Origin of the sequence: Micromonospora sp. NPDC049836 (assembly GCF_044465125.1) — a bacterium.
Taxonomy (GTDB): Bacteria; Actinomycetota; Actinomycetes; order Mycobacteriales; family Micromonosporaceae; genus Micromonospora.
In genome coordinates this window covers 404,644-429,366 of sequence record NZ_JBITLH010000004.1, presented here as the reverse complement: position 1 = coordinate 429,366, position 24,723 = coordinate 404,644, and the positions used below count along the sequence as shown (strand labels likewise).

The following is a 24,723-nucleotide window of genomic DNA, read 5'->3' as shown; positions in this document are numbered from 1 at the left end:
CCCGGAGGGACCGAAACGATGACGACCACCGCCGACATGTGGTTCGACCCGCGCTGCCCGTGGGCCTGGAACGCCTCCCGCTGGCTGCTGGAGGTGGAGCGGGTCCGCGACGTCCGGGCCCGGTTCCACGTGCTGAGCCTGTCCCTGCTCAACGAGGGCCGCGACGGGCTGGAGGAGTGGTACCAGGAGTGGCTGAAGTCCGGCCTGGGCCCGGTCCGGGTGTGCGCGGCCGCGGCACAGAAGTGCGGCCCCGAGGTGCTGCGCGACCTCTACACCGCGCTGGGCAACCGGATCCACCACGAGCGGGCGCCGATCGGCCGCGAGCTCTACCTGGCGGCGCTGGCCGAGGTCGACCTGCCCGCCGAGTTGGCCGACGCGGCCGACGTCACCGACCACGACGAGGCGCTGCGGGCCGGCAACCACGCCGGGCTGGCCCCGGTCGGCGAGGACCTGGGCACCCCGGCCATCCACGTGGCCGGCCCCGACGGCCGGGTCAACGCGTTCTTCGGGCCGGTCGTGGCGCCCATCCCGCGCGGCGAGGACGCCGGCCGGCTCTGGGATGGGGTGCTGCTGGTCGCCGGCACCGACGGGTTCTTCGAGCTGAAGCGGGCGCGTACCCGCCGGCCGATCGAGGGCTGAGCGATGGCACACCTGCTGCCCGCGCCCGGACCGGCGCGCACGCTCGCCCTGGCCCAGCTGGCCAACTCGATCGGCGACGGCGCGTTCCTGGTCACCTCGGCGCTCTACTTCACCCAGGTGGTCGGCCTGTCGCCCGGGCAGGTCGGGCTCGGGCTCTCCCTCGGCTGGGCGGCCGGCCTGCTCGCCGGGATCCCGGCCGGGCACGCCGCCGACCGGCGGGACGCCCGGCTGGTCGCCGCGCTGCTGGCCGCCGGCACCGGACTGGCCGTCGCGGCCTTCCTGGCCGTCCGCCAACCCGTCGCGTTCGTGCTGGTGGCCTGCCTCTACGCGGGCTGCCAGACCGGCCTGGCGGCGGTCCGCCAGGCGCTGCTGGCCCGGCTGGTGGAACCGGAGCGGCGCACCGAGGTGCGGGCCCGGTTGCAGGCGGTGGTCAACGCCGGGCTGGGCCTGGGCGCCGCGCTCGGTGGGCTGGCGTTGGCCGCGCACGCCGCCGGGGCGTACCGCGCGGTGCTGCTGCTGGACGCGGTGGCCTTCGGTGTCGCGGCGCTGCTGCTGCGGCGGCTGCCGGCCCGGCGCCGGCCGGTCGCCCGGCGGGAGGCCGCGGGCGCCCGCCGCGCGGTCTTCCAGGACCGGCGGTACGCACTGCTCACCGCGCTAGACGCGGTGATGATGCTCTACCTGCCGCTGCTCAGCCTGGTGCTGCCGCTGTGGGTGGTCCAGCGCACCGTGGCGCCGTCCTGGCTGGCGGCGGCGCTGCTGGTGGTCAACACGGCGGCGGTGATGCTGGCCCAGGTGCGGGTGGCCCGGCGGGTGGTCGACCCGGCCGGCGCGGCCCGGTCGCTGCGCCGCGCCGGGGCCTGGATGGTCGTCGCGTGCGGGCTCTTCGCGCTGGCCGGCGTCGCCGGCACGCCCGCGCTGGCCGCGGGGATCCTGCTGCTCGGCGCCGGCGCCCAGGTGTACGCCGAGATGGCACACGGCGCCGGCGCGTGGCAGCTCAGCTTCGACCTCGCCCCGGCCGACCAGCACGGCCTGTACCAGGGCTTCTTCGGCAGCGGGGTGCCGGTGGCCCGGATGCTCGGCCCGGTGCTGCTGACCTGGCTGATCGTCGGAGGCGGAGCGCCGGGCTGGCTGGCCTTCGCCGGGCTCTACGCCGCCGCCGCGTTCGGCATCGGCCTCGTGGCGCGGCACGCCGGCCGGCCCGCCCCCCGGGCCCTGGTCGCCTGCGGCTGAGCCGGCGCGCTCCGCGCGGCGCACGCCCCGGCCGACCGCGACCGGGGCGCGCCCCGCGCGGCCGGCATGGCCGGTGCGCGTGGCGTGGCGTGGCGTGGCGTGGCGTGGCGTGGCGAGCGTGGCGTGGCGTGGCGTGGTGAGCGCGGCCCGCGGCGGCGGGGGACAGCGGGCGGCGGGTCCGGTCAGTACCCTCGGCGGACGATGGACCAGAGCATGGTGATCCCCGCGCGCTGCCAGGGACGGCCCGGATGAGCCCGACCCAACGCGCCCTCGACCCCGACCAGGTCCGCCGCTTCGTCGCCGCCTCGCTCGGCCCCGCGCCCCGGGTCACCGAGTGCGGGCCGCTCGCCGGTGGTGGCTTCGCCGCCGTCTGGTGGGTGCACCTGGACGACGGCCGGCGCGTCGTGCTCAAGGTCGGCCCGTTCCCGCACGTGCCGCTGCTGCGCTACGAGCTCGACATGATCGGTGCCGAGGCCCGCTACCTGCGCCTGGTCGCGGCGCGGGCGCCCGCCGTGCCGGTCCCGCCGCTGCTGCACCACGGCAGCGACCCGGAGCTCGGCGACTGGCTGCTCACCGGCCTGCTGCCCGGCCGCACCCTGTGGGACCTGACCCAGGACGGTGTCGACACCGACGAGATCCGCGCCGAGCTGGGTGTGGCGCTCGCCGCGCTGCACCGGGTCACCGGCGAGCACTACGGCTACGAGGGCGACCGGGCCGGCGGCGACACCTGGCGGGCCGCGTACACCGCGATGGTGGGCGACCTGCTCGCCGACGCGGCCGACTGGCGGGTGCCGCTGCCGCTGCCGGCGGAGCGGATCGCGGAGCTGGTGGGCCGGCACGCCGCTGTCCTCGACGCCGTGCGCCGCCCGGCGCTGCTGCACTTCGACGGCTGGGCGGGCAACATCCTCGCCACCGCCGGGCCGGACGGCCGGCTCCGGTTCACCGGCCTGGTCGACGGCGAGCGCTACCTGTGGGGTGACCCGCTGATGGACCTGATCTCGCCGCTGCTCTACCGGCGGGTCGAGGACGAGCCGGACGACCCGCTGGTACGCGCCTACCGGGCGGCCGCGCCGTTCCCGTGGGACGCCGGGGTGCGCCGCCGGCTGGGCCTGTACCGGCTCTACCTGTACCTGCTGATGACCGTGGAGCAGCCCAGCCGGGGCATCACCGCCAGCGACGATCCCGCCCGCGCGGCCCGGCTCGCCGAGCTGCTCGGCCGGGAGCTGTCCGACCTGGACACCTGACCCGGGGCCGGGCCGGCCCGGCGGGACCGGCGCCCGCGCCTCAGCCGGTGGCGGTGGCGAAGACCACGATGTTGTCGGGGTAGTTGCCGGTGTGCGGGTCGAACCGGCCGCCGCAGGTGATCAGGCGCAGCCGGGCCTCCCGGCCCCCGCCGTACACCCGCTCGGTGGGGAAGCGTTCCTTCGGGTACGCCCCGACACCGTCCACGGTGAACCTGGCGACCCGCCCGTCGGCCCGGCCGACCAGCACGCTGTCGCCGGGGCGCAGCCGGCCCAGCTCGAAGAAGACCGCCGGCCCGTTCTGCGAGTCGACGTGTCCGACCAGCACGGCGTTGCCCGCCTCGCCCGGCGTGGGGCCGCGGCGGTACCAGCCGGCGATCTCCGGGTGGTCCAGCGGCGGCACCTGCAGGGCGCCGTCGTCGTCGGTGGCCACCGGGACGATCTCCGCGTCGACGCCGATGCGGGGAATGCTGACCCGGACCGGCTCGGAGCGTGGCAGCACCGGGCCGGGCGTGCCGGAGCGTTCCGCGGTGGGGGCGACCGACGCCCCCGGCTGCGGTGGCCGGGTCCCGGTGGTGCCGAGGCCGGCGGCGACCAGGCCGGCCCCGGTCGCGCCGGCCAGGGTGACCGCGGCGACGAGGGCGACCGTGCGGGCGCCGGGCCGGCTCGCGGGGCGGTGCGGCGACGACAGCTTCCCACCTCCGTCCGAACAGGGCGCGGTGTGCCCGCACCGGTCCGCACCGGCGCGGGCACCCGCCCAGGGATGGTCGTGCCGGCTCCGTCAGGCCGGGCTGGTGGCGCGGCGCCGGCGGCGGACCAGCACGTACGTCCCGCCGGCGATGGCCGCGGCGGCGAGCGCGCCGCCGGCGGCGAGCACCGTGGTGTCCCCGTCCCCGTCCGCACCGCCGGCGCCGGCCTGGGCCCCGCCGATCGGGGTGACCGCGAAGGTGGCCGTGCCGCCGTTGCTGCCGTCGCCGCAGGTGGTGGTGACCGTGTAGGTGCCGAGGGTGAACCCGGCGGTGAAGAGTTCGGCGCTCAGGCCGCCCCCCGCCGCGGCCGTGGTGGACCGGACGTTCTGGTCCCGGTCGGGTCCGGTGACGCGGAAGAGCGCGTCGCCCGCGTTCGGGTTGCAGGTCGTGGTGAGTACGACGGTCCCGCCGACCGGCGTGGTGGCCGGCGAGACGGTGGTGTCCGCGAGCGCGGCGGCCGGAAGCAGCAGGGCGCCGAGGCCCACGCCGATCGCCGCCGAAGCGAGAACTGTCTGTGCCTTCATCCGCGTCTTCCCTCACTTTTCGTCCGCTGACTGCGTGGGACGCCGTTCGGGTGGCCAACTCCGTGACTAGCACCGGTGTGGCCAACACTAGGAGGGTTGCGACGGTCACTCGGCGTAATTGAGAAATCTTCGTTGCCGTCCCGTGTTCCCGGTGCGGGCCCGCCGGTGCCGACATGCCCGGCCAGGCGACCGCAACCCGGACGGCCGGGCCGCCGGCAATCGCCGGTCCCGCGCCGGCTGGCGGGTACGCCCGGTTCGCCCAGCGCCATGCCGGTCGTGCCGGATCCGGCCGTTCGGCGTCCGGCACGGACCGCTCGCCGCACCGGGGCGACCACTCCCGGCGGCTGACCCGCCGCTCAACTCGCGGCGGTGAGCAGGGAGAACTACAGTCGCAGGAACACCACCGGATAGATCGCCACACATATCGCGGTGAGGAGCGAGCCGATGACCAACCCCACCGGAGTCGAGGTCACCGGGGCCGCCCACCCCCGGTACGACGAGATCCTCACCCCCGAGGCGCTGGCCTTCCTCGCCGCGCTGCACCGCGCCTTCGACCCGCGCCGGCGGGAGCTGCTGCGGCGCCGCCGGCACCGGGACGCCGAACTGGCCGCGGGCGCCACCCTGGACTTCCTGCCCGAGACCCGCGCGATCCGCGAGTCGGACTGGCGGGTCGCCGACCCGGCACCCGGGCTCGTCGACCGGCGGGTGGAGATCACCGGGCCCACCGACGCCAAGATGACCATCAACGCCCTCAACTCGAGCGCCCGGGTCTGGCTCGCCGACCTGGAGGACGCCAACACCCCGCGCTGGGAGAACGTCGTCTCCGGTCAGCTCAACCTGCGCGACGCGATCGACGGCAAGCTGGAGTTCACCTCGCCGGAGGGCAAGCGGTACGCCCTGCACGACGGCGAACTGGCCACCATCGTGGTCCGGCCGCGCGGCTGGCACCTCGACGAGAAGCACCTCCTCGTCGACGGCGAACGCACCTCCGGCAGCCTGGTCGACTTCGGCCTCTACCTCTTCCACTGCGCCCGCCGGCAGCTCGACCGGGGCGCCGGCCCGTACTTCTACCTGCCCAAACTGGAGAGCCACCTCGAGGCGCGACTGTGGAACGAGGTGTTCCTGTTCGCCCAGGACCAGCTCGGCATCCCGCGCGGCACGATCCGCGCCACCGTGCTCATCGAGACCTTCCCGGCCGCGTTCGAGATGGACGAGATCCTCCACGAGCTGCGCGAGCACTCCGCCGGCCTGAACGCCGGCCGGTGGGACTACATGTTCAGCGTGATCAAGAAGTTCCGTACCCGGGGGGCGGACTTCCTGCTGCCCGACCGCAACGCGGTCACCATGACCGTGCCGTTCATGCGGGCATACACCGAGCTGCTGGTGCGCACCTGCCACCGGCGGGGCGCGCACGCCATCGGCGGGATGGCCGCGTTCATCCCGAGCCGGCGCGACCCGCAGGTCAACGAGACCGCGCTGGCCAAGGTGCGCGAGGACAAGACCCGCGAGGCCGGCGACGGCTTCGACGGCTCCTGGGTGGCCCACCCCGACCTGGTCCCGGTCTGCCGGGAGGTCTTCGACCGGGTCCTCGGCGACCGGCCCCACCAGCTGCACCGCACCCGCGACGAGGTCCGGGTCACCGCCGCCGAGCTGCTGGACGTGCGCGCCACCCCCGGCGGCCACACCGAGGCCGGGCTGCGCAACGCGGTCAGCGTGGGCGTGCAGTACCTGGCCGCCTGGCTGCGCGGCACCGGCGCGGTGGCCATCTTCAACCTGATGGAGGACGCCGCCACCGCCGAGATCTCCCGCAGCCAGGTCTGGCAGTGGCTGCACAACGGGGTCACCCTCGACGACACCGGCGCGCGGGTCACCCGCGACCTGGTGGAACGGATCGCCGACGAGGAGATCGCCGGGCTGCCCGGCGACCCGGGCGACTACGCCGAGGCCCGGGCCCTGTTCATGGCCGTCGCCGTCGCCGACGACTTCGTCGACTTCCTCACCGTTCCGGCGTACGAACGGATGCCCTGACCGACGACCGACCGCGACGCGGAGGTGGGCGATGAGCACGACCCCGACGGACCTCGACGCTCTCGCCGCCACCCTGCGCGCCGCCATCGGCGCCGAGCGGGTGATCAGCGACCGGCAGCAGCTGCGCACCTACGAGTGCGACGGGCTGGCCCGGTACCGGGTGGTGCCGGGACTGGTCGCGCTCCCCGCCGACGCCGCGCAGTGCGCCGCCGTGGTCCGCGCCTGCGCGGCCGCCGGCACGCCGTTCGTCGCCCGCGGCGCCGGCACCGGGCTCTCCGGCGGGGCGCTGCCGCACGCCCACGGCGTGCTCGTGGTGACCTCCACGATGCGCGACATCGTCGAGGTCGCCCCCGACGACGAGCGGGCCGTGGTGCAGCCCGGCGTGATCAACCTGGCGGTCAGCCGGGCCGCCGCCCCGCACGGCTACTACTACGCCCCCGACCCGTCCAGCCAGCAGATCTGCTCGATCGGCGGCAACGTGGCGGAGAACTCCGGCGGCGCGCACTGCCTGAAGTACGGCTTCACCACCCACCACGTCACCGGGCTGGAGGTGGTCACCCCGGACGGGGAACGGGTGCGCCTCGGCGGCCGCGCCCCGGACACCCCCGGCTACGACCTGCTCGGCGCGTTCGTCGGCTCGGAGGGCACCCTGGGCATTGCCACCGAGGTCACCGTCCGGCTGACCCGGCTGCCCGAGTCGGTGCGGACCCTGCTGGCCGCGTTCGGCTCCACCGACCAGGCGGGCGCGGCCACCTCGGCGGTGATCGCGGCCGGCGTGGTGCCCGCGGCGGTGGAGATGATGGACGCGCTGGCCATCTCCGCGGCCGAGGCGGCCGTGCACTGTGGCTACCCGGCCGGCGCCGGGGCGGTGCTCATCGTCGAGCTGGACGGCCCGGCGCCGGAGGTCGACGCCCAGTTCGCCCAGGTGGAGGCGCTCTGCCGGGAGAACGGGGCGTTCGAGATCCGGATCGCCGCCGACGACGCCGAGCGGGCGCTGTTCTGGCGGGGACGCAAGTCCGCGTTCGCCGCCGTCGGGCGGATCAGCCCCGACTACATCGTCCAGGACGGGGTGATCCCGCGGACCGCCCTGCCGGAGGTGCTGCGGCGCATCGACGCGCTCTCCGCCGAACACGGCATCCGGGTGGCCAACGTCTTCCACGCCGGCGACGGCAACCTGCACCCGCTGGTCCTCTTCGACGCCGCCGTCGACGGGCAGGCCGAACGCGCCGAGGAGGTCTCCGGGGCGATCCTCGACCTCTGCGTCACCCACGGCGGCTCGATCACCGGCGAGCACGGCGTCGGCGTGGACAAGGCGAAGTACCTGCCGCGCATGTTCACCGACGACGACCTGGACACCATGCACCTGCTGCGCTGCGCGTTCGACCCGGACGGGCTGGCCAACCCGGGCAAGGTCTTCCCGACGCCCCGGCTCTGCGGGGAGATCCCGGGCCGGCGCAGCGGCGTGCACCCGGCGCAGGCGGCCGGCCTCGCGGAGGTGTTCTGATGCCCGCCGACCGGATCCTCGACCGGCTCCGGGCGGCGGCCCGGGCGGCCGCCGCGGACCCGCCCCGCCCGGTCCGGGTCCCGGGTCGGGCCGCCGCCGATCCTGGGCCGGACGGGGACGAGCCGGTCCGCCCCGCCGGCGCGGCCGACACGATCGCCGGGGTGCCGGCCCGCTACCTGGCCACCCCGCGCGACACCGCGCAGGCCGCCGCCGTGCTGCGGGCCGCGGCCGGGCTAGAGCTGGCGGTGACCGTGCGCGGCGGCGGCACCAAGCAGGACTGGGGCAACCCGCCCCGCCGCCTCGACCTGATCCTCGACACCACGGCCCTGGCCGGGGTGGTCGAGCACGCCGCCGGCGACCTGATCACCGTGGTCCGCGCCGGCACCGCGCTGGACCTGCTGGCCAGCACCCTGGCCGGCGCCGGCCAGCAGCTCGCCGTCGACCCGCCGGTCACCGGCGGCACCGTCGGCGGGGCCGTCGCCACCAACACCGCGGGCCCCCGCCGCCTGCTCTACGGCACCCCCCGCGACCTGCTCATCGGGGTCACCCTGGTCCGCGCCGACGGGGTGGTCGCCCGGGCCGGCGGCAAGGTGGTCAAGAACGTCGCCGGCTACGACCTCGGCAAGCTCGTCGCCGGGGCGTACGGGACGCTGGGGCTGATCACCGAGTGCGCCTTCCGGCTGCACCCGCTGCCGGCGGCCGCCGCGTACGTGTCCCGGACGGTCGACGACCCCGCCGCGGCCGGCCGGCTCGCCGCGGCCGTACGTGCCGGCCAGCTCGTGCCGGCCGGGCTGGAGGTGGACGCCCCGCCCGACGGCCCGGCCACGGTCACCGTGCTGATCGAGGGCACCCGGGCCGGGGTGGCCGCCCGGGCCGCCGCCGCCCGGCGGCTGCTCGGCGCCGGCGCCAGGAGCACCGACCGGCCGCCCGGGGGGTGGGGGAGTCTGCCGTGGACGGCCGGCGGCACCGGGCTGAAGCTGACCGCCGCGCTCTCCGGCGTACCCCGGTTGCTCGCCGACGCCCGCGCGGCGGCCGAGCGGCACGGGCTGCCCCTGGCCCTGCGCGGCTCGGCCGGCGTCGGCGTCCTCTACGCGGGGCTGCCCGGCCCGGCCGACCCGGAGCGGGTCGCCGCCCTGGTGGACACGGTACGGACGGCCACCGCCGCGGTGGCCGGGCACACCGTCGTGGTCACCGCGCCCCCGGCGGTGCGGGCGCGGGTCGACCTGTGGGGGCCGGTCGACGGCCTGGCGCTGATGCGCCGGATCAAGCAGCGCTTCGACCCGGACGCCCGGCTGGCGCCCGGCCGATTCGTGGGAGGCATCTGATGGGCATCCCGCACCAGTCCGGCCGCGACCCGAGCGCCGCGTCCGCCGCCGGCCGCCCGGCCGGCGAGCCGGTCACCGCACCGGCCGGCCGCCGCCCGGCCGGCGACCCGGACGCGCCCGCCGGCAGCCGCCCGGTCGACGCGCTCGCCGCGGCCGCCGGCGAACCCGCCTTCGACGCCCACCACCCGCCCGCCGCCGAGCTGATCGCCGACTGCGTGCACTGCGGCTTCTGCCTGCCCACCTGCCCCACCTACGTGCTGTGGGGCGAGGAGATGGACTCGCCCCGGGGGCGGATCCACCTGATGAAGGTCGGCCTGGAGGGCGAGCCGCTGACCGACTCGATGGCCACCCACTTCGACCGCTGCCTCGGCTGCATGTCCTGCGTCACCGCCTGCCCGTCCGGGGTGCGCTACGACCGGCTGATCGCCGACACCCGGCAGCAGGTGCACCGCCGGCACCGCCGCGGCCCGCAGGACCGGGCGCTTCGCTCGGCCGTCTTCGCGCTCTTCCCGTACCCGAGGCGGCTGCGGCTGCTGCGCGGGCCGCTGCGCGCGTACCGGGCCAGCGGGCTGCGCCGGCTGCTGGCCCGGACCGGGCTGCTGGAGCGGCTCGCACCCACCCTCGCGGCGCTGGACCGGCTCACCCCGCCGCTGCGCCGGCGACCCCGGTTGCCCGCCCGGCTGCCCGCCGCCGGCCCCCGGCGGGCGGTGGTCGGCATGCTCACCGGCTGCGTCCAGGACGCGTTCTTCCCCGAGGTCAACGCCGCCACCGCCCGGGTGCTCGCCGCCGAGGGCTGCGACGTGGTGATCGGGCCGGGGCGGCAGGGCTGCTGCGGGGCGCTGAGCGTGCACAACGGACGGGAGGAGGAGGCCCGCCGGTTCGCCCGCCGGCTGCTCGACACGTTCGCCACCGCCGGGCTGGACTTCTTCGTGGTCAACGCGGCCGGCTGCGGTTCCACCCTCAAGGAGTACGGCGAGCTGCTCCGGGACGACCCGCGCTACGCCGCGCTCGCCGCCGACTTCGCCGCCAAGGTCCGCGACCTGTCCGAGCTCCTCGACGAGTTGGGCCCGGTCGCCACCCGGCATCCGCTGCCGGTGACCATCGCATACCACGACGCCTGCCATCTGGCCCACGCCCAGGGCGTCCGGGAGCAGCCGCGCCGGCTGTTGCGCGGCATCCCCGGGCTGGAGCTGCGGGAGATCGCCGACCCGGAGCTGTGCTGCGGCTCGGCGGGCGTGTGGAACGTGCTCAACCCCGGGCCGGCCGCCGAACTCGGCGACCGCAAGGCCCGCACCGTGCTGGCCACCGGGGCGCGGCTGCTCGTCACGGCCAACCCCGGTTGCCTGATGCAGGTCGCCGCCTCGGTGGCCCGCGCCGGCGGCGAGCTCGCGCTGGCACACACCGCACAGGTCCTCGACGCGTCCCTCCAACACCGGGACGTCGAGGAGTTGCTCGGCGCCGGTTCCGCTCGCCCCGATCCGGGTCGGGCGGGCCCCGCGCACACCTCACCACCCGATCCAGAAGCGTCGAGGTGACCCATGTTCGACCAGTTCACCGTCGTCACCGACCCGGTCGGTGACTCCGTAGCGCTCTCGGCCATCTTCGCGGTCCTGCCCCTGCTCACCCTCTTCGTCCTGCTCGGCGTGCTCAAGGTGCGGGCCTGGCTGGCCGGGCTGATCTCCCTCGCCGTCGCGCTGGTCGTGGCGGTCGTCGTGTACGCCATGCCGGCCGGGCAGGCGCTGCTCTCGGCCACCGAGGGCGCCGCGTTCGGCTTCTTCCCGATCCTCTGGATCGTCATCAACGCGATCTGGGTCTACAACCTGACCGTCGAGAGCGGACACTTCGACGTGCTGCGCCGCTCCTTCGAGCGGGTCAGCCCGGACATGCGGATCCAGGCCATCATCATCGCGTTCTGCTTCGGCGCGCTGCTGGAGGCCCTCGCCGGTTTCGGCACCCCGGTGGCGATCACCGTGGTGATGCTGATGGCGCTCGGCTTCCGCCCGATCCACGCGGCCTCGGTGTCGCTGCTGGCCAACACCGCGCCGGTGGCGTTCGGCGCGCTCGCCACCCCGATCGTCACCCTGGCCAGCGTCAGCGGCGGCGCCAACCCGGACCCGCGGCTCACCGTGGACACCCTCGGCGCGATGGTCGGCCGGCAGACCCCGGTCCTCGCCGTGGTCGTGCCGCTGATGCTGGTCGCCCTGGTCGACGGGCGGCGCGGCATCCGGCAGACCTGGCCGGCCGCGCTGGTCGCCGGCGTGTCGTTCGGCCTCGCGCAGTTCGTCGCCGCCAACTACATCTCGGTGCCGCTGACCGACATCGTGGCGGCGCTGGTGTCGGCCGCCGCGGTGGTGCTGCTGGTCCGGGTCTGGCGTCCGCAGACCCCGGCCGACCTGGGCCGCGAGGCGGCCGTGGTGCCGGCGGCCCGGGAGCCCGCCGAGGCCGGGCTGGCCGGTCCGGGCGCCGTCCGGGCCGCCGCCGGCCCGTCCCGGGGTACGGCCGCCAGCACCGCGGCGCCGGGCCTGGACGGCACCGGTGGCGAGACTCCACCGGGTGAGCCGCGGGTCGACGTGGACCCGTCCAGCGGCCGGCACCGGGCCGGCGACGGGTTGGCGCCGCGCCCGGCCGACCAGGTCCCGGCCGCCGGCCCGCGCCTCGCCGACACCCCGGCCGAGGTGGCCCGCGCGTACGCCCCGTACCTGATCATCATCGCGATCTTCTCGATCGCGAACCTGGGCCCGGTCAAGGACGCCCTGGCCGGGGAGCCGTGGACGGTCAAGTTCGGCTGGCCGGGCCTGGACATCCTGGCCGGCAACGGCAAGCCGCTCTCCTCGACCACCTTCACGCTGAACTGGCTGCCCGCGGCCGGCACGCTGATGATCCTCGCCGGCGTGCTCACCGCGCTGGTGCTGCGGGTCTCCGCCGGCCAGGCCCTGCGGGCGTACGGGCGCACCTACGCCGAGCTGCGCTACGCGATCGTCACGGTGATGGCGGTGCTGGCCCTGGCGTACGTGATGAACCAGTCCGGGCAGACGAACACGCTCGGCGCGTTCCTCGCCGCGGCCGGCGGGGCGTTCGTGTTCCTCTCCGCGATCCTCGGCTGGATCGGGGTGGCGGTGACCGGTTCGGACACCTCCTCCAACGCGCTCTTCGGTGCGTTGCAGGTGCAGACCGCGGCCCGGGCCGGGCTGGACCCGCTGCTGCTGGCCGCGGCCAACTCCTCCGGCGGGGTACTCGGCAAGATGATCAGCCCGCAGAACCTGGCGATCGCCGCCGGCGCGGTCGGTATGGCCGGCCGGGAGGGGGAGATCTTCCGCAAGGTCTTCGGCTGGAGTCTGGTGCTGCTGCTGATCATGTGTGTGCTGGTGGCGTTGCAGGGCTCGCCGGTGCTGAGCTGGATGGTGCCCTGACCCGGCGCCCCGCCGTGCGGGTGCCCGGGGCGGCGCCGGGACAGGACCAACGGCCCTGACCGCGACCGCCCCGGGCGCGCCACGGTGGAACCATGAGCACGACAGCGCGTCCGGCCCGGCCCGCGCCGGCCTGCCCGATCCGCCCCGGCGAGCCGTGCACCCTCTGCCAGGTCGACGTGACCGGCCCGCAGGACTGCGGCCTGGTGTGGCTGGTGATGGGCGACGACGAGCTGCGCGAGGGCGTGCACCGTACCCGCCTGGCCACCCTCGGCACCCGGCTCCGCCGGCTCACCGCCGCCGGCTGGCGGCGCTGACCGCCGCCGACTGACGGCGCTCACCCGGGCGGCGGCTCGGGCCGGACCAGGCCGGTGTCGTAGGCGAAGACGACGGCCTGGATCCGGTCCCGCAGGCCGAGCTTGGTGAGGACGGCCGAGACGTGCGTCTTCACCGTCGCGGTGCTCAGGTAGAGCCGATCGGCGATCTCCGCGTTCGACAGCGCCCGCGCGGTCAACGTCAGCACCTCCACCTCCCGGGCGGTGAGCGTGGCGAGCTTCCCGGTGGCCACCGCGGGGCCGGGCAACCGGTCGGCGAACCGGTCCAGCAGCCGCCGGGTCACCGTGGGCGCCAGCAGCGCCTCGCCGCGGGCCACCACCCGGACCGCCTCCGCGAGGTCCCCGGGCCGGGTGTCCTTGAGCAGGAAGGCGCTGGCCCCCGCGCGCAGCGCCGCGTAGACGTGCTCGTCCAGGTCGAAGGTGGTGAGCATGATCACCCGGGCCGGGTTGCCGCCGGCCACCAGCTGCCGGGTGGCCGCGATGCCGTCCTGCCGGGGCATCCGGACGTCCATCAGCACCACGTCGGGGCGGGTGCGCTCGGCCACCGCGACCGCCTCGATGCCGTCGGCGGCCTCCCCGACGACGGTCAGGTCCGGCCGGGCCTCGATGATCATCGCGAGGCCGGCGCGGATCAGGTCCTGGTCGTCGGCGACCACCACGCGTACGGTCACGGTGCCACCTCCGTTCGCGACTGCGGGGCTTGCACAGTCGGCGCACTCCTCGCACTCCTCGCGCTCACCGTGCCGCGCCGACCGGCAGCTGGGCGTGGACCCGGAACCCGCCGGCGGGCAGCGGGCCGGCGTCCAGCGTGCCGCCGAGCAGCCGGGCCCGCTCCCGCATCCCGACGATGCCGCGCCCCGCGTCGACCCCGGCGCGGCGCGGCGGCGCGGTGCCGTCGTCGACCACCTCCAGCCGCAGCACGCCGTCGGCGTACCGGACGCTGACCTCGGCCGTCGTGGCGTGGCTGTGCCGCAGCGCGTTGGTCAGCGACTCCTGCACGATCCGGTACGCCGAGAGCTGCACCCCGCCGGGCAGGTCCTCGGCGCCGTCGTCCCGGCTCATGGTCACCCGCAGGCCGACCGCCCGGACGGCGTCGGCGAGGGCGTCGAGCTGCGCCAGGCCGGGCTGGGGGCCGTCCGGGTCGGCGCCGTCGTCGACGGCCAGGGCGTGCAGCATGGCCCGCAGTTCGGCGAGCGCGGACCGGGCGGCCGCACCGATCGAGCCGAGCGCGGCCCGGGCCCGTTCCGGCTGCTGGTCGAAGACGTCCTCGGCGGCGGCGGCCTGCACGGCGATCACGGCCACGTGGTGGGCCACCACGTCGTGCAGCTCGCGGGAGATCCGCTCCCGCTCCCGGGCGAGCACCTGCCGCTGCCGGTCCCGCCGCCGCTGCGCGCGCCCCCGTTGCAGCTCGCCGAGCGCCCAGCCGAGGCTCACCGCGGTCACCGCCAGCAGCAGGTCCCGCCAGCCGCCGGTGACCAGTTCCCACGGGGTCGGGGCGAGCAGCAGCCCCAGCGCCACCAGGGAGACCCGGGGCGGGCGCAGCCGCGCGAGGTACGCCAGCGGGATGCCGATGAGGCCGAGCCAGCCGATCCCTGGGCAGAGCACCTCCAGCCCGATGCCGGCGAGCGCGGCCACCGCGAGGGCGTACTCCGGGCGCCGGCGGATCCACAGCAGGCAGCTGGCCTGCCCGGCGGCGAGGCCGACCGCGACGGCGGTTCCGGCCGCGCCGGCGGGGCGGGCCTGCGGGTCGAGCAGCGAGATGAGCAGCAGACCGAAGGTCAGGACGGCGAAGCCACCGTCGATCAGTGGCAGGACGCGGGCGCGGCACGGGCGGTTCACGACCCGGATGCTAGGCCGCCGACCCGCCCGGCCTCATCGGTCGCGAGACGGAGATCCGCCGCAACGCGGTCCTCGAGACGGAGCGGCGGACCCGTCCGCGGGGCGATCCGCGCGGCACCGGCCCCGGCCTAGCGTGGCTGGCACGTCGGCCCCGCACCGGGTCCGCACAATCGTTGGAGGTACCGCGATGGAGACCATCACCACGCCGGCCGGCCCGCCGGTGGCCGCCGCGCCGGCCGGGCGCCGCCGGGCGCGGCTGCTGGCGGTGCTCGCCGCCACCGTCGCCACCCTGGTCGTCTGGGTCATCGCCGAGCCGATCGCCGGGGTGGAGCTGGCCGTCCAGGGCGGTGGCGGCGAGCAGTCGGTCACCCCGGTGGCGGTCGCGCTCTCCACCGTGGTCGCCGGACTGGCCGGCTGGGCGCTGCTCGCGCTGCTGGAGCGGTTCACCACCCGTCCCCGGGCGGTGTGGACCGCCGTCGCGCTGGGTGTGCTCGTGGTGTCGCTGCTCGGGCCGCTGGGCGGGGGAGTGGGTACGGCGGCCACGGTGACCCTGGTGGTCATGCACCTGGCCGCCGCCGCCGTGCTGGTCCCGCTGCTGCGCCGCACCGCCAGCCGCTGACGGCGGGCGCGGTGCACGCCGCGCCGCGCTGGACCGCGTCGCACCCGCACCCCGACGCGTCGGACCGCGCCGCGCTGGAGCGGGTCGGCCTGGCACCGAAAAGCTAGCCTCCTAGGATGCCGTACAGGGTGTGCGGCGCCCGGCCCGACCGCGGCTCGGGCCACGATCACCGTCGACGGGCGGCGTTCACTCGCCGGTGCGGCCGTCGATCAGCTCGCGGGCGATGTCGAGGTGGCCGGCGTGCCGGGCGTACTCCTGGAGGACGTGGAACAGGATCGCGGCGAGGGTGGGGCGGCGGGCCGGGTCGGTGAACCGGCCGCCCAGCGCGGCGGGGGTGTCCAGCGGGTGGGTGGTGACGATCTCCCGGGTCCGCTGCCCGCCCCGGCGCAGGGCGGCCAACACGTCGTCGACGCGTTCGGCCGGGTCGACGTGCCAGCGGTCGTCGGCGTCGTCGCCCCACGGGTCCGGCACCGGTTCGCCGAGGAAGCCCCAGACGAACCAGCGCCGCTCCATGAAGGTCAGGTGGTTGACCAACGCGACCAGGGTCCAGCCGGACGGTACCCGGCTGCGGCGCGCCTGCGCGTCGGTCAGTCCGGCCACCCGGTCGGCCACCGTGTCCCGGTAGTAGTCCAGGTAGGTGAGGAAGAGCGCCGGCACGTCGGACGACGGCCCGGGCTCGGGGAACGGCACGCGCATGCCGGCAGTGTGCCCGATGGGGGCGACGGTCACGCCCGCCAGAACTGGCGGGGGGCGTAGCCCTCGCGGCGCAGCCAGTGCTCGGTGTAGACGATCCGTTCGGCCGGCACCACCACGAGCGGCCCGGTGGGCGGCTCGTCCAGCGACCGGGACCGCTCCACGTGGTCGGACTGCCAGCGGTACGCCGGCCAGTACTGGGCGAAGTCGGGGTCGCCGGGGTGCAGCACCCGGGCCCGGCCGAAGACCTGCGCGCCGCGGCTGCTGGCCTGGCCGACCAGCGGCGCGAAGATCCCGATCGAGACGCGCGGGTCGGCGGCGAGGTTGCGCATCTTCGGCGAGTCGGCGACCGCGGTGAACATCAGCGTGAGGTCCAGGTGGAAGTAGCGCACCGGGGTGGCCAGCGGACCGTCCGGGCCGGCGGTGGCGAGCACGCACATGTTCTGCGAGGAGAGCAGGTTGAGGATGCGCTCCCGCAGCCGGTCGCGGTCGAGGCGGGCGGTGGGGGCGGGACCGGCGAGCCAGGGGTTGGTGACGGGCATGGGTGATCTTCCCATGCCCCGGCCGGCGGATGACGGGGCGTACCCCGGGCGGGAAAACTCGCTCGGTCCGGCCCGCCGTGGCTGGTAGCTTCCCTCGCCGTGACGACGGGGACGACGGGGGACCGGCTCGACGGGCGCTTCGCCCGGCTCTGGGCGGCCAGCACCATGTCGGCGCTGGGCAGCGGGATGGCGACCGTGGCCGCGCCGCTGTACGTGGCGTCGCGGACCGACGATCCGCTCGTGGTGGCGGCCGGCGCCGCCGTGGGCTGGCTGCCCTGGCTGCTCTTCGCGCTGCCCGGCGGGGTGCTGGTGGACCGGGTCGACCGGCGCCGGCTGATGGTGGTCATCGACTGGGTACGGGTGGTCGTGCTGGCCGTGCTGGCCGCCGCGATGTTCGCCGACCGGGCCGGGATCGTCCTGCTCTACGCGGTGCTGTTCGTGGTCAACGCCGGCGAGGTGGTGTTCCGCACCGCCGCCCAGGCGGTCGTGCCCGCGGTGGTGCCCCGGTCCCGGCTGGAACGGGCCAACGGCTGGCTGGGCGGCGGCACCCAGGTCATGCAGAACATGGTCGCCGGCCCGCTCGGCGGCCTGCTGTTCGTGCTGGCCGCGGCCATCCCGTTCGCGGTCAACGCCGGCACGTACGCGCTCAGCGCCGTACTGGTCGGGCTGGTCGCCGGGTCGTTCCGGACCGGGCCGGACCGGGGTGCGCGTCGTTCGGTGCGCGCGGAGGTGGCCGACGGTTTCCGCTGGCTGCTGGGGCACCGGCTGCTGCGCACCATGACCCTGCTGATCGGCCTGCTCAACGTCACCCTCACCGCCGCCCTCGCGGTGCTGGTGCTGCTCGCCACCGACCGCCTGGGCCTCGGCTCGGTGGGCTACGGCGCGCTCTTCACCTGCCTGGCCGTCGGCGGGCTGCTCGGCGCGGCCGCCGGGGACCGGCTGGTCGCCGCGATCACCGCCACCTGGACGGTCCGGGTCGGCCTGCTCATCGAGGCCGGCCTGCACCTGGCCCTGGCCGCGTCGCGCAGCGCCGTGGTGGTCGGGGTGGCGCTGTTCGCGTTCGGGGTGCACTCCTCGCTGTGGAACATCGTGGCGAACTCGCTGCGCCAGCGGCTCACCCCGCCCGCCCTGCTGGGCCGGGTGGGCAGCACGAACCTGTTCCTCGCCGCCGGCGGCAACTGCGTCGGCGCGCTGCTCGGCGGGGTGGTCGCCGGCCGGTTCGGGATCACCGCGCCGTACTGGGTGGGGTTCGTGGTGGCGGTCGCGGTGATCGTGGCGACCTGGCGGGTGTTCGACCGGGCCACCGTCGCCGCCGCGTACGCCGATCCGGCCCCGGACGCCCCGGAGCCGGCCGCGACCGCCCGTTGAGCGGGGCCGGTCAGTCCGGCACCGGCAGGGTCGCGCCCCGCGCGGCGGCCTGGTGCGCCAGCTCGATCAGCGCCACCACGTGCGCCGAGTCGGCCGGGTCCACCGGCATCGGCGTGCCGTCCCGCAGCGCCGCCTCGACCTGGGCGTAAAAGTCCTGGTAGCGGCCGGCCTCGGTGGGGACGGCCCGGAGGTCGCCGTCGACGCCGAGCTGCCCGTACCGGTCGGGGGTGACCTCGCCCCAGCCGGGGCTGCCGGGCCGGCCGCCGTCGCGCAGCGCCGCCTCCTGCGGGTCGAGACCGTAGCTGGTGTAGGCGGCGCGGTCGCCGAGCACCCGGAACCGGGGCCCGAGCTGCGCGGTCACCGCGCCCATCCAGAGCTGGGACCGCACGCCGTTGGTGTGGGTGAGCGCGACGAAGGCGTCGTCGTCCACCTCGGCGCCGGGCCGGCGCCGGTCCACCTCGGCGTAGACCCGCGCGACCGGGCCGAACAGCTGCACCGCCTGGTCGATCAGGTGCGCGCCGAGGTCGAACAGCGCCCCACCGGCCCCGCCCGGGGCGGCGCTCTCCCGCCAGCCCGGCTTGATCGCCGGTCGCCACCGCTCGAACCGCGACTCGAACCGGTTCACCCGGCCCAGCTCGCCCGCCTCGACCAGGCGGCGCACGGTCCGGAAGTCGCCGTCCCAGCGCCGGTTCTGGAAGGCGGTCAGCGGCACGCCCGCGGCGGCGGCCGTGGCGATCAGCGCGTCCGCCTCGGCCGAGGTCGGCGCGAGTGGCTTGTCCACCACGACCGGCAGCCCGGCGGCCAGCGCGGCCCGGGCCATCGGCACGTGCTGCCGGTTCGGCGTGGCCACCACGACCAGGTCCAGGTCGGCCGCCCCCGACCAGAGCTGCTCGGGGGCGTCGAGCAGGTGGGCGTCGGGGTGTTCGGCGCCGGCCTGCGCGCGGCGCCGCGGATCGCCGGTGACCACGGCGGCCAGCCGCAGCCCGGGGGTCGCGGCGACCAGCGGGGCGTGGAACACCCGCCCGGCGATCCCGTACCCCAGCAGCCCCACCCGCAGCGGTTCCCGCGCCATGCCGCCCCCGTTCTCGATGATCCCCTGCGAATCTACGCGCCGCGTCGGGGCGGGGACGGCGGGTCCGGTGCGCCGGCGCCCGGCGGGGTGTGGCAGCGTGGGCGGGTGCCCTCGTCCCCGCTCGACGTCGACCTCGCGCTGGTGGGCGGCGGTGGTGCCGCCTCCCTAGTGCTGGCCGCCCTCGGCGGGCACGAGCTGGCCGGCCTGCGGGTCGCCGTGGTCGATCCGGTGCGCAAGCGCGGCCAGGACCGCACCTGGGCGTTCTGGGGCGTCCCGGGCACCGACCTCGACCCGCTGTTGAGCGCCAGCTGGTCGCGGGTGGAGGTGGTCACGCCGGCCGCCCGCCGCGTGCTGTCGCTGGACCCGCTGCGGTACGCGATGCTCCGGTCCGCCCCGGTCTACGACCGGGCGGCCGCGGCGGAACGCCGGCTGGGCGCGGTGCGGATCGAGGTGCCCGCCGGGCGGCTGCGCGACGACGGCGACCGGGTGACCGTGCACGATCCGGCCGGGCGGGCGCTGCTGCGGGCCGGCTGGGTGCTCGACTCGCGGCCCCGGCCGCCGGCGCGGCCCGGGCGGACCAACTGGTTGCAGCACTTCCGCGGCTGGTGGCTGGCCGCCGACCGGCCCACCTTCGACCCGGACCGGGCGGTGCTGATGGACTTCCGCACCCCGCAGCCGGACCGTGGGGTCTCCTTCGGCTACGTGCTGCCGGTCGACGACCGGTACGCGCTGGTCGAGTACACCGAGTTCTCCGCCGCCCCGCTGAGCGACGCCGGGTACGACCGGGCGCTGCGCGGCTACGCCGGCCTGCTCGGCCTGGACCTGACCGGGCTGCGGGTGCGGGAGGTCGAGAACGGGGTGATCCCGATGACCGACGGGCCGTTCGTCGGCCGCCCGTCGCCCCGGGTGGTCCGCCTCGGCACCGCCGGCGGGGCCACCCGCCCGTCCACCGGGTTCACCTTCTCGGCGATGCTGCGGCAGGCCGACCAGGTGGCCCGGGCGCTGGCCGCCGGCCGGCCACCGGTGCCGGCGCCCGCGTACCCGGCCCGGCACCGGTGGATGGACGCGGTGGCGCTGCGCGCCCTGGACCGGGGGCACGTGGGTGGGGTGGCGTTCTTCGACCGGCTGTTCGCGCGCAACCCGGCGGAGCGGGTGCTGCGCTTCCTCGACGGGGCCACCTCGCCGGCCGAGGAACTGGCGGTGATGCGGTCCAGCCCGCTGCTGCCGATGACCGGCGCGGTGCTCGGCGACGCCGCCGGCCGGCTGCGCGCCCGGCTGCGCCGTCCGCCGGCCGCCCCCGGGCCCGAGGGCGGGCCGGGGACCGCCGGTCAGGCCGGTTCGTAGCCGGCCACCGCGTCGCGGACCAGCCGGCGCAGGCCCTCCATCGGGTCGCCGTCGCCCGCACCGAGCCGGTTGCGCAGCGCCGCCACCGTCAACCCCAGTTCCGGGTACGCGAAGGCGAGGCTGCCGCCGCTGCCGGCGGTGCCGAACGAGCCGTCGGTGTCCACCGCGTAGCCGAGGCCGAAGGTCACCTCGGCGCCGAAGACCCAGTCCGCGCCGCGCGCCGCGACCGCGGACACCTCGCTGAGGCGGGCCGGGGAGATCAGCCGCACCCCGTCGACCGGGCCGAGCAGCGCCGCGTACATCCGGGCGATCCCGCGCGCGGTCATCGTGCCGACCGCCGGCACGTCGGCGCGCAGCACGTCCGGCCGGCTGCCGATGGTGGCGTCCGGACGCACCGCGGGCGGAGCCACGGCGTCGAAGTTCGGCAGGTTCTCGCCGGCGTACGTCATCAGCGCCGCCAGGCCGGCGTCCTCGAGCCGGGCCAGCCGGGGCAGCTGCGCCTCGGGTACGCCCAGGAACAGCTCGTCGGCCAGCCCGAGCGGCCCGGCGACCTCCTCGGCCAGCACCTGCGAGACCGGTTTGCCGGTGACCCGCCGGACCACCTCGCCGACCAGCCAGCCCCACGTCCAGGCGTGGTACGCGACCTGCTCACCGGGTGCCCAGCGGGGCGTGGCGTCGGCGAGCAGCGCGCACATCCGGTCCCAGTCGGTGAAGTCCGCCGGGGTGATGTCGGCCGGCAGGGCCGGCAGCCCGGCGGTGTGGGTGAGGGCGTGCCGCAGGGTGATGCGGTCCTTGCCGTGCCGGGCGAACTCCGGCCACACCTCGGCGATGCGCAGGTCGTAGTCGAGCCGGCCGCGCTCGGCCAGCACGTGCACCACGGTGGCGGTGAGCGCCTTGCCGGTGGAGACCGCGTGGATCGGGGTGTCGGCGGTCAGCGGCCGGCCGGTGCTGGCGTCGGCCAGGCCGGCCTGCTCCTCGATCAGCGGCGCGCCGTGCAGGTAGGCGGCCACCTGCACCCCGGTCTCGCGGCCGGAGCCGACCAGTTCACCGATCGTGGCGCGTACCTCGGCCCGCAGGCCGTCCCAGCGTCCGTCCATGATCGGTGAGCCTGCCAGGCCGGCGGGGGGATGTCGCGCGAATTCCCGGCGGCGCGCCACGACCTTCCGGCCCGGCCCGGGGGCGCTCAGCTCCGGTCGTGGATCAACGCCAGGAGCCGGCCGTGGGTCTCGGCGTCCGCCGCCGCGACCAGGCCCCGGCTGCCCGGCCCGGGTCGTTCGCCGTCGAGCCCGGTGACCACGCAGCCGGCGGCCCGGCACAGCGCGATGCCCGCGGCGAAGTGCACGCTGGCGGACAGGTCGTCGCCGTCGGTGACGTACCCGGCGCGCCGGCCGGCGGCCACCCAGGCCAGCGCCAGCGTGGTGGACACCACTCGGGGCCGGAACCCGGCGATGAAGTCCGGGTGCGCGAGCAGATCCACGGCCCGGAACCCGGGGGCGCTCGGAAACGGCGGATCCAGGTTGACGTCCACCAGGCCGGTGGCGGGCGTCGGGGTCAGCGGGGTGTCGGTCCCGGCGTGCCGCAGCCGGGCGGTCACCCCGTCGGTGAAGAAGACCTCGCCGGCGAACGGGTCGGCGACCGCCGCCGCGCCCTCGGCCAGCGCCACGTTGACGGCCACCAGCATGCCGCCGGAGGCGTAGTTCAGCGTGCCGCAGAGGGGATCCACCAGCCAGCGGCGGGCGGCGTCGGCGCGGCCCTGCTGCCCGCCCTCCTCGCCGAGCACCGCGTCGTCCGGGCGCGCCGCCTTCAGCACGGCCAGGATGGCCTGCTCGGCGGCCAGGTCGGCGCTGGTGGCGAAGTCCCCGCCGCCCTTGTCGACGCGGTCGAGGCGCTGCCCGTACTGCTCGCGCACCACGTCCGCGCCGGCGGCCGCCGCGGCGACCGCGACGCCGGCGTCGTCCAGCCCGGTATGGGAATCGATCATGGCGGCAGGGTATCCGGCCCGCACGGTGCCCGACGGCCCGTGTGCCGCCCGACGGCCCGCGCGGTGCCCGGCGGCCCGCGCGGCGGGTCGGGTGGTCCCGGCGGCCGGCGCAGCCGGTAGGTTGCCGGCATGACGGAGGCGGCGACCGGCGGGATCGTGGAGATCTGGACGGACGGGGCGTGCAGCGGCAATCCCGGCCCGGGTGGCTGGGGTGCGCTGCTGCGCTGGGGCGGGCACGAGCGCGAGCTGTGCGGCGGCGAGGCGAGCCCGACGACGAACAACCGGATGGAGCTGACCGCCGCGATCCGCGCGCTGGAGAGCCTGACCCGGCCGGTCACCGTGCGCCTGCACACCGACAGCACGTACGTGCGCAACGGCATCACCGGCTGGCTGGCCGGGTGGCGGCGCAACGGCTGGCTGACCGCGGCGAAGCAGCCGGTGAAGAACGCCGACCTGTGGCAGCGGCTGGAGGCGGCCTGTGCCCGGCACGAGGTGACCTGGTTGTGGGTGAAGGGCCACAGCGGGCATCCGGAGAACGACCGCGCCGACGCGCTGGCCAACCGGGGCATGGCCGAGGCCCGGGCGGCGGCGGTCACCGCCGGCTGAAGTGCGCCCGGGCCGGCCGGCCTACCGTTCGGGTCGTCCCGGCTCGATCTCCTCCGGCTCGTTCGCCGGGTCGGCGGTGCCGGAGACCGCGTCGACGTCGTAGCCGGCGCGGCTGACCTCCCGTGCCGAGCGCCGGTCCTCGGCCGGCAGGTCGGCGAAGTCGTCGCCGGTGTCGTCGGTGCTGTGCAGCGACTCGCCCGGCGGGCGCAGCGACGCCTCGTACGCGGTGGCGCCGTCCGGTTCGTCGGTGGACGCGCGGCCGAAGGACTCTTCACTCGTCATGTGGCACTCCTGCCCAGCCGATCCGGCGGCAAACGCTCAGCGTGCCGCGTCGGGGTGCGTCGGCATCGAGGAGCCGCCGGAGCTGCTGCCCGACGCCCCGCCGGCCATCCCGGAACCGTCATCCTCGGTCACCTCGTCCGGTTTCGGCGCGCCCGGCTGTGGGGCCGGCACGTCCGTGTCGGCCTCGACCTGGACCAGGGGGGTCTGCCCGGCCTCGTCCTCGGCGTATGCCGGATCCATCGGCTGCTCGCTCTGCCGTACCCGATATCTCACCCGTCCGCCTCCCGTTCCGTGGTCGCGGTGCCACCGGCTACCCGACGGCACCGCGGCGAAACGTCGGGTCGCCGCCCGCCGGCACCGGCCCGGTCGGTCCGCGCCGGCCGGTGCGGAGCGCCGTCAGCGCCGGCGGCGGCCGGCGCGCCCACCGGCGGAACGGGCACCGAGGCGGCCGCCGGACGCCGGGACCGGGGTGACGGTCAGCGACCAGTGGGCGGGGCGGCGCAGCCGGGGCGGCAGCCCGGTCCGCAGGTCGCCCCGGGCGGCGTCGAGCTGGGACTGGTGCACGAACAGGCAGCGGCTCAGGTCCGCCCCGCGCAGATCGGCGCCGCGTAGGTCCGCCCCGGTCAGGTCGGCCGCGCCGAGGTCCACCCCGCGCAGGTCCGCGCCGATCAGGCAGGCGCCCCGCAGGTTCGCCCCGGACAGCCCGGCCCGGCGCAGGTCGGCCCCGAGCAGCATGGCGCCCCGCCGGTCGGCGCCCGCCCGGCCGGCCCGGGCCGCCGCGCCGGCCTCGGCGAGCAGCGGGTTGACCCGGTCCCGGTGGGCGTCGATGTCCACCGCCAGCAGCTCCTCCGGCGTGCCGTCGGCGAGCCGGCCGGTCTGCGCCAGCGCCGCGGCCAGCTCGTCGCGCAACGGGCCGGCCGGGGTCAACGCGACCGCCTCGGTCAGGTACCAGAGCAGCTCGTGCAACGGCCGCAGCACCGCGAACGTGTCGAACATCCGCCGCGCGAGCGCCGGGTCGTCCCGCCAGTGCCGCCCGCCGAAGGTCTCCTGCACCAGGTGCTGACCGGCGCCGAAGCAGTCGAACACGGTGCAGCCGGGGAAACCCCGCGCCCGCAGGTCGCGGTGGATGCCGCAGCGGGAGTCGGGGCGCAGGTTGGGGCAGGGCCGGCCGGCCGGCTTGTCGAGGGCGAAGTCGGCGGAGGCGGCGAACGCCGGGGCCACGCAGCACAACCCGACGCAGCGGGCGCAGTCGGCGACGAGCTCCCGGCCCGCCCCGGCCGCCGGCCCTCGCCGGACCGTCTCCGCCATGCCCTGCTCCCCGTTCCGGTACCGGTGGCGCCCCTCGCGCCCGGCACCATTCTCCGCCGCCCGGCGGCCCGGCCCTGGCCGGGGTGG

The 24,723-nt window shown here is 76.6% G+C and carries 25 protein-coding genes; 13 read left to right on the top strand and 12 right to left on the bottom strand.

Going from position 1 to position 24,723, the window contains the following annotated elements:
* The first annotated feature begins 18 nt into the window (after positions 1 to 18).
* The 3 genes from ACIBPB_RS13745 to ACIBPB_RS13735 all read left to right on the top strand — a co-directional run bounded on the left by ACIBPB_RS13745 (position 19) and on the right by ACIBPB_RS13735 (position 3,113).
* On the top strand, positions 19 to 639 hold the full coding sequence (locus tag ACIBPB_RS13745; protein WP_396839924.1) for a disulfide bond formation protein DsbA: 621 nt from the start codon (positions 19 to 21) through the stop codon (positions 637 to 639).
* 3 nt (positions 640 to 642) lie between these two features.
* A complete protein-coding gene (locus ACIBPB_RS13740; RefSeq protein ID WP_396839923.1) occupies positions 643 to 1,869 on the top strand; it encodes an MFS transporter in 1,227 nt (408 codons plus the stop codon).
* Positions 1,870 to 2,117: 248 nt separating this feature from the next.
* Positions 2,118 to 3,113 carry a phosphotransferase family protein gene (locus ACIBPB_RS13735; RefSeq protein WP_396839922.1) on the top strand — a complete coding sequence of 332 codons (996 nt, stop codon included), beginning with the start codon at positions 2,118 to 2,120 and terminating at the stop codon, positions 3,111 to 3,113.
* Between the two features lie 40 nt (positions 3,114 to 3,153).
* Here the strand turns inward: ACIBPB_RS13735 and ACIBPB_RS13730 are convergent, their stop codons facing one another.
* Positions 3,154 to 3,801, bottom strand: a complete 648-nt coding sequence (locus ACIBPB_RS13730) for a class F sortase (protein ID WP_396840104.1) — start codon at positions 3,799 to 3,801, stop codon at positions 3,154 to 3,156.
* A 90-nt stretch (positions 3,802 to 3,891) separates the two neighbouring features.
* Positions 3,892 to 4,383 carry a hypothetical protein gene (locus ACIBPB_RS13725; RefSeq protein WP_396839921.1) on the bottom strand — a complete coding sequence of 164 codons (492 nt, stop codon included), beginning with the start codon at positions 4,381 to 4,383 and terminating at the stop codon, positions 3,892 to 3,894.
* 444 nt (positions 4,384 to 4,827) lie between these two features.
* Here ACIBPB_RS13725 and aceB point away from each other — a divergent pair, with 444 nt between their 5' ends.
* The 6 genes from aceB to ACIBPB_RS13695 all read left to right on the top strand — a co-directional run bounded on the left by aceB (position 4,828) and on the right by ACIBPB_RS13695 (position 12,964).
* Positions 4,828 to 6,411 (top strand): malate synthase A, encoded by a 1,584-nt coding sequence (gene aceB, locus ACIBPB_RS13720; protein WP_396839920.1) that lies wholly within the window; start codon positions 4,828 to 4,830, stop codon positions 6,409 to 6,411.
* Positions 6,412 to 6,442: 31 nt separating this feature from the next.
* Entirely contained in the window at positions 6,443 to 7,915 is a 1,473-nt protein-coding gene (locus tag ACIBPB_RS13715) for an FAD-linked oxidase C-terminal domain-containing protein (protein ID WP_396839919.1), read from the top strand.
* Positions 7,915 to 9,240: an FAD-binding oxidoreductase gene (locus ACIBPB_RS13710; protein ID WP_396839918.1), complete on the top strand. Its 1,326-nt coding sequence runs from the start codon at positions 7,915 to 7,917 to the stop codon at positions 9,238 to 9,240. Before ACIBPB_RS13715 ends, ACIBPB_RS13710 begins: the two co-directional genes overlap by 1 nt.
* Entirely contained in the window at positions 9,240 to 10,775 is a 1,536-nt protein-coding gene (locus ACIBPB_RS13705; protein ID WP_396839917.1) for a (Fe-S)-binding protein, read from the top strand. Before ACIBPB_RS13710 ends, ACIBPB_RS13705 begins: the two co-directional genes overlap by 1 nt.
* Positions 10,776 to 10,778: 3 nt before the next feature.
* On the top strand, positions 10,779 to 12,650 hold the full coding sequence (locus ACIBPB_RS13700; protein WP_396839916.1) for an L-lactate permease: 1,872 nt from the start codon (positions 10,779 to 10,781) through the stop codon (positions 12,648 to 12,650).
* Positions 12,651 to 12,742: 92 nt separating this feature from the next.
* Positions 12,743 to 12,964, top strand: coding sequence for a DUF6767 domain-containing protein (locus ACIBPB_RS13695; RefSeq protein ID WP_396839914.1), 222 nt, complete (start codon positions 12,743 to 12,745; stop codon positions 12,962 to 12,964).
* 20 nt (positions 12,965 to 12,984) lie between these two features.
* Here ACIBPB_RS13695 and ACIBPB_RS13690 read toward each other — a convergent pair whose 3' ends face one another.
* Both ACIBPB_RS13690 and ACIBPB_RS13685 read right to left on the bottom strand, forming a co-directional pair.
* Positions 12,985 to 13,653: a response regulator gene (locus ACIBPB_RS13690; protein WP_396839913.1), complete on the bottom strand. Its 669-nt coding sequence runs from the start codon at positions 13,651 to 13,653 to the stop codon at positions 12,985 to 12,987.
* A 64-nt stretch (positions 13,654 to 13,717) separates the two neighbouring features.
* Complete coding sequence (locus ACIBPB_RS13685) at positions 13,718 to 14,821, bottom strand: sensor histidine kinase (RefSeq protein WP_396839912.1); 1,104 nt, start codon at positions 14,819 to 14,821, stop codon at positions 13,718 to 13,720.
* 187 nt (positions 14,822 to 15,008) lie between these two features.
* Here ACIBPB_RS13685 and ACIBPB_RS13680 point away from each other — a divergent pair, with 187 nt between their 5' ends.
* Positions 15,009 to 15,440 (top strand): DUF6069 family protein, encoded by a 432-nt coding sequence (locus ACIBPB_RS13680; RefSeq protein ID WP_396839910.1) that lies wholly within the window; start codon positions 15,009 to 15,011, stop codon positions 15,438 to 15,440.
* Between the two features lie 186 nt (positions 15,441 to 15,626).
* Here ACIBPB_RS13680 and ACIBPB_RS13675 read toward each other — a convergent pair whose 3' ends face one another.
* A complete protein-coding gene (locus ACIBPB_RS13675; RefSeq protein WP_396839909.1) occupies positions 15,627 to 16,136 on the bottom strand; it encodes a DinB family protein in 510 nt (169 codons plus the stop codon).
* Positions 16,137 to 16,165: 29 nt separating this feature from the next.
* Entirely contained in the window at positions 16,166 to 16,675 is a 510-nt protein-coding gene (locus ACIBPB_RS13670) for a pyridoxamine 5'-phosphate oxidase family protein (protein ID WP_396839908.1), read from the bottom strand.
* A gap of 99 nt (positions 16,676 to 16,774) precedes the next feature.
* On the opposite strand from ACIBPB_RS13670, the gene ACIBPB_RS13665 reads away from it, so the two are divergent.
* The gene (locus tag ACIBPB_RS13665; protein ID WP_396839907.1) at positions 16,775 to 18,043 is read left to right on the top strand and encodes an MFS transporter; all 1,269 of its coding nucleotides are present in this window, start codon (positions 16,775 to 16,777) and stop codon (positions 18,041 to 18,043) included.
* A 10-nt stretch (positions 18,044 to 18,053) separates the two neighbouring features.
* Here ACIBPB_RS13665 and ACIBPB_RS13660 read toward each other — a convergent pair whose 3' ends face one another.
* Positions 18,054 to 19,115 carry a Gfo/Idh/MocA family oxidoreductase gene (locus tag ACIBPB_RS13660; protein ID WP_396839906.1) on the bottom strand — a complete coding sequence of 354 codons (1,062 nt, stop codon included), beginning with the start codon at positions 19,113 to 19,115 and terminating at the stop codon, positions 18,054 to 18,056.
* Between the two features lie 87 nt (positions 19,116 to 19,202).
* Between ACIBPB_RS13660 and ACIBPB_RS13655 the strand changes: the two genes are divergently transcribed.
* Complete coding sequence (locus ACIBPB_RS13655) at positions 19,203 to 20,459, top strand: lycopene cyclase family protein (protein ID WP_396839904.1); 1,257 nt, start codon at positions 19,203 to 19,205, stop codon at positions 20,457 to 20,459.
* Here ACIBPB_RS13655 and ACIBPB_RS13650 read toward each other — a convergent pair.
* Positions 20,444 to 21,556, bottom strand: a complete 1,113-nt coding sequence (locus ACIBPB_RS13650; RefSeq protein WP_396839902.1) for a serine hydrolase domain-containing protein — start codon at positions 21,554 to 21,556, stop codon at positions 20,444 to 20,446. The two genes, ACIBPB_RS13655 and ACIBPB_RS13650, sit on opposite strands and share 16 nt — an antisense overlap.
* Positions 21,557 to 21,642: 86 nt before the next feature.
* Positions 21,643 to 22,440 carry an inositol monophosphatase family protein gene (locus tag ACIBPB_RS13645; RefSeq protein ID WP_396839900.1) on the bottom strand — a complete coding sequence of 266 codons (798 nt, stop codon included), beginning with the start codon at positions 22,438 to 22,440 and terminating at the stop codon, positions 21,643 to 21,645.
* Positions 22,441 to 22,569: 129 nt separating this feature from the next.
* Between ACIBPB_RS13645 and rnhA the strand changes: the two genes are divergently transcribed.
* The gene (rnhA, locus tag ACIBPB_RS13640) at positions 22,570 to 23,046 is read left to right on the top strand and encodes a ribonuclease HI (protein WP_357321834.1); all 477 of its coding nucleotides are present in this window, start codon (positions 22,570 to 22,572) and stop codon (positions 23,044 to 23,046) included.
* Between the two features lie 21 nt (positions 23,047 to 23,067).
* Here rnhA and ACIBPB_RS13635 read toward each other — a convergent pair whose 3' ends face one another.
* The 3 genes from ACIBPB_RS13635 to ACIBPB_RS13625 all read right to left on the bottom strand — a co-directional run bounded on the left by ACIBPB_RS13635 (position 23,068) and on the right by ACIBPB_RS13625 (position 24,636).
* Positions 23,068 to 23,328 (bottom strand): hypothetical protein, encoded by a 261-nt coding sequence (locus ACIBPB_RS13635; RefSeq protein ID WP_046563851.1) that lies wholly within the window; start codon positions 23,326 to 23,328, stop codon positions 23,068 to 23,070.
* Between the two features lie 36 nt (positions 23,329 to 23,364).
* Positions 23,365 to 23,568: a preprotein translocase YidC gene (locus ACIBPB_RS13630; RefSeq protein ID WP_231605508.1), complete on the bottom strand. Its 204-nt coding sequence runs from the start codon at positions 23,566 to 23,568 to the stop codon at positions 23,365 to 23,367.
* A gap of 156 nt (positions 23,569 to 23,724) precedes the next feature.
* A complete protein-coding gene (locus ACIBPB_RS13625) occupies positions 23,725 to 24,636 on the bottom strand; it encodes a pentapeptide repeat-containing protein (protein ID WP_396839899.1) in 912 nt (303 codons plus the stop codon).
* Positions 24,637 to 24,723: the final 87 nt, after the last annotated feature.

Coding starts and splice junctions, on each gene's coding strand:
- ACIBPB_RS13695 (WP_396839914.1), top strand. CDS start 12,743: ATGAGCACGACAGCGCGTCCGGCCCGGCCCGCGCCGGCCTGCCCGATC.
- aceB (WP_396839920.1), top strand. CDS start 4,828: ATGACCAACCCCACCGGAGTCGAGGTCACCGGGGCCGCCCACCCCCGG.
- ACIBPB_RS13660 (WP_396839906.1), bottom strand. CDS start 19,115: ATGGCGCGGGAACCGCTGCGGGTGGGGCTGCTGGGGTACGGGATCGCC.
- ACIBPB_RS13735 (WP_396839922.1), top strand. CDS start 2,118: ATGAGCCCGACCCAACGCGCCCTCGACCCCGACCAGGTCCGCCGCTTC.
- ACIBPB_RS13745 (WP_396839924.1), top strand. CDS start 19: ATGACGACCACCGCCGACATGTGGTTCGACCCGCGCTGCCCGTGGGCC.
- ACIBPB_RS13675 (WP_396839909.1), bottom strand. CDS start 16,136: ATGCGCGTGCCGTTCCCCGAGCCCGGGCCGTCGTCCGACGTGCCGGCG.
- ACIBPB_RS13710 (WP_396839918.1), top strand. CDS start 7,915: ATGCCCGCCGACCGGATCCTCGACCGGCTCCGGGCGGCGGCCCGGGCG.
- ACIBPB_RS13625 (WP_396839899.1), bottom strand. CDS start 24,636: ATGGCGGAGACGGTCCGGCGAGGGCCGGCGGCCGGGGCGGGCCGGGAG.
- ACIBPB_RS13650 (WP_396839902.1), bottom strand. CDS start 21,556: ATGGACGGACGCTGGGACGGCCTGCGGGCCGAGGTACGCGCCACGATC.
- ACIBPB_RS13740 (WP_396839923.1), top strand. CDS start 643: ATGGCACACCTGCTGCCCGCGCCCGGACCGGCGCGCACGCTCGCCCTG.
- ACIBPB_RS13725 (WP_396839921.1), bottom strand. CDS start 4,383: ATGAAGGCACAGACAGTTCTCGCTTCGGCGGCGATCGGCGTGGGCCTC.
- ACIBPB_RS13715 (WP_396839919.1), top strand. CDS start 6,443: ATGAGCACGACCCCGACGGACCTCGACGCTCTCGCCGCCACCCTGCGC.
- ACIBPB_RS13645 (WP_396839900.1), bottom strand. CDS start 22,440: ATGATCGATTCCCATACCGGGCTGGACGACGCCGGCGTCGCGGTCGCC.
- ACIBPB_RS13700 (WP_396839916.1), top strand. CDS start 10,779: ATGTTCGACCAGTTCACCGTCGTCACCGACCCGGTCGGTGACTCCGTA.
- ACIBPB_RS13705 (WP_396839917.1), top strand. CDS start 9,240: ATGGGCATCCCGCACCAGTCCGGCCGCGACCCGAGCGCCGCGTCCGCC.
- rnhA (WP_357321834.1), top strand. CDS start 22,570: ATGACGGAGGCGGCGACCGGCGGGATCGTGGAGATCTGGACGGACGGG.
- ACIBPB_RS13670 (WP_396839908.1), bottom strand. CDS start 16,675: ATGCCCGTCACCAACCCCTGGCTCGCCGGTCCCGCCCCCACCGCCCGC.
- ACIBPB_RS13630 (WP_231605508.1), bottom strand. CDS start 23,568: ATGGATCCGGCATACGCCGAGGACGAGGCCGGGCAGACCCCCCTGGTC.
- ACIBPB_RS13635 (WP_046563851.1), bottom strand. CDS start 23,328: ATGACGAGTGAAGAGTCCTTCGGCCGCGCGTCCACCGACGAACCGGAC.
- ACIBPB_RS13680 (WP_396839910.1), top strand. CDS start 15,009: ATGGAGACCATCACCACGCCGGCCGGCCCGCCGGTGGCCGCCGCGCCG.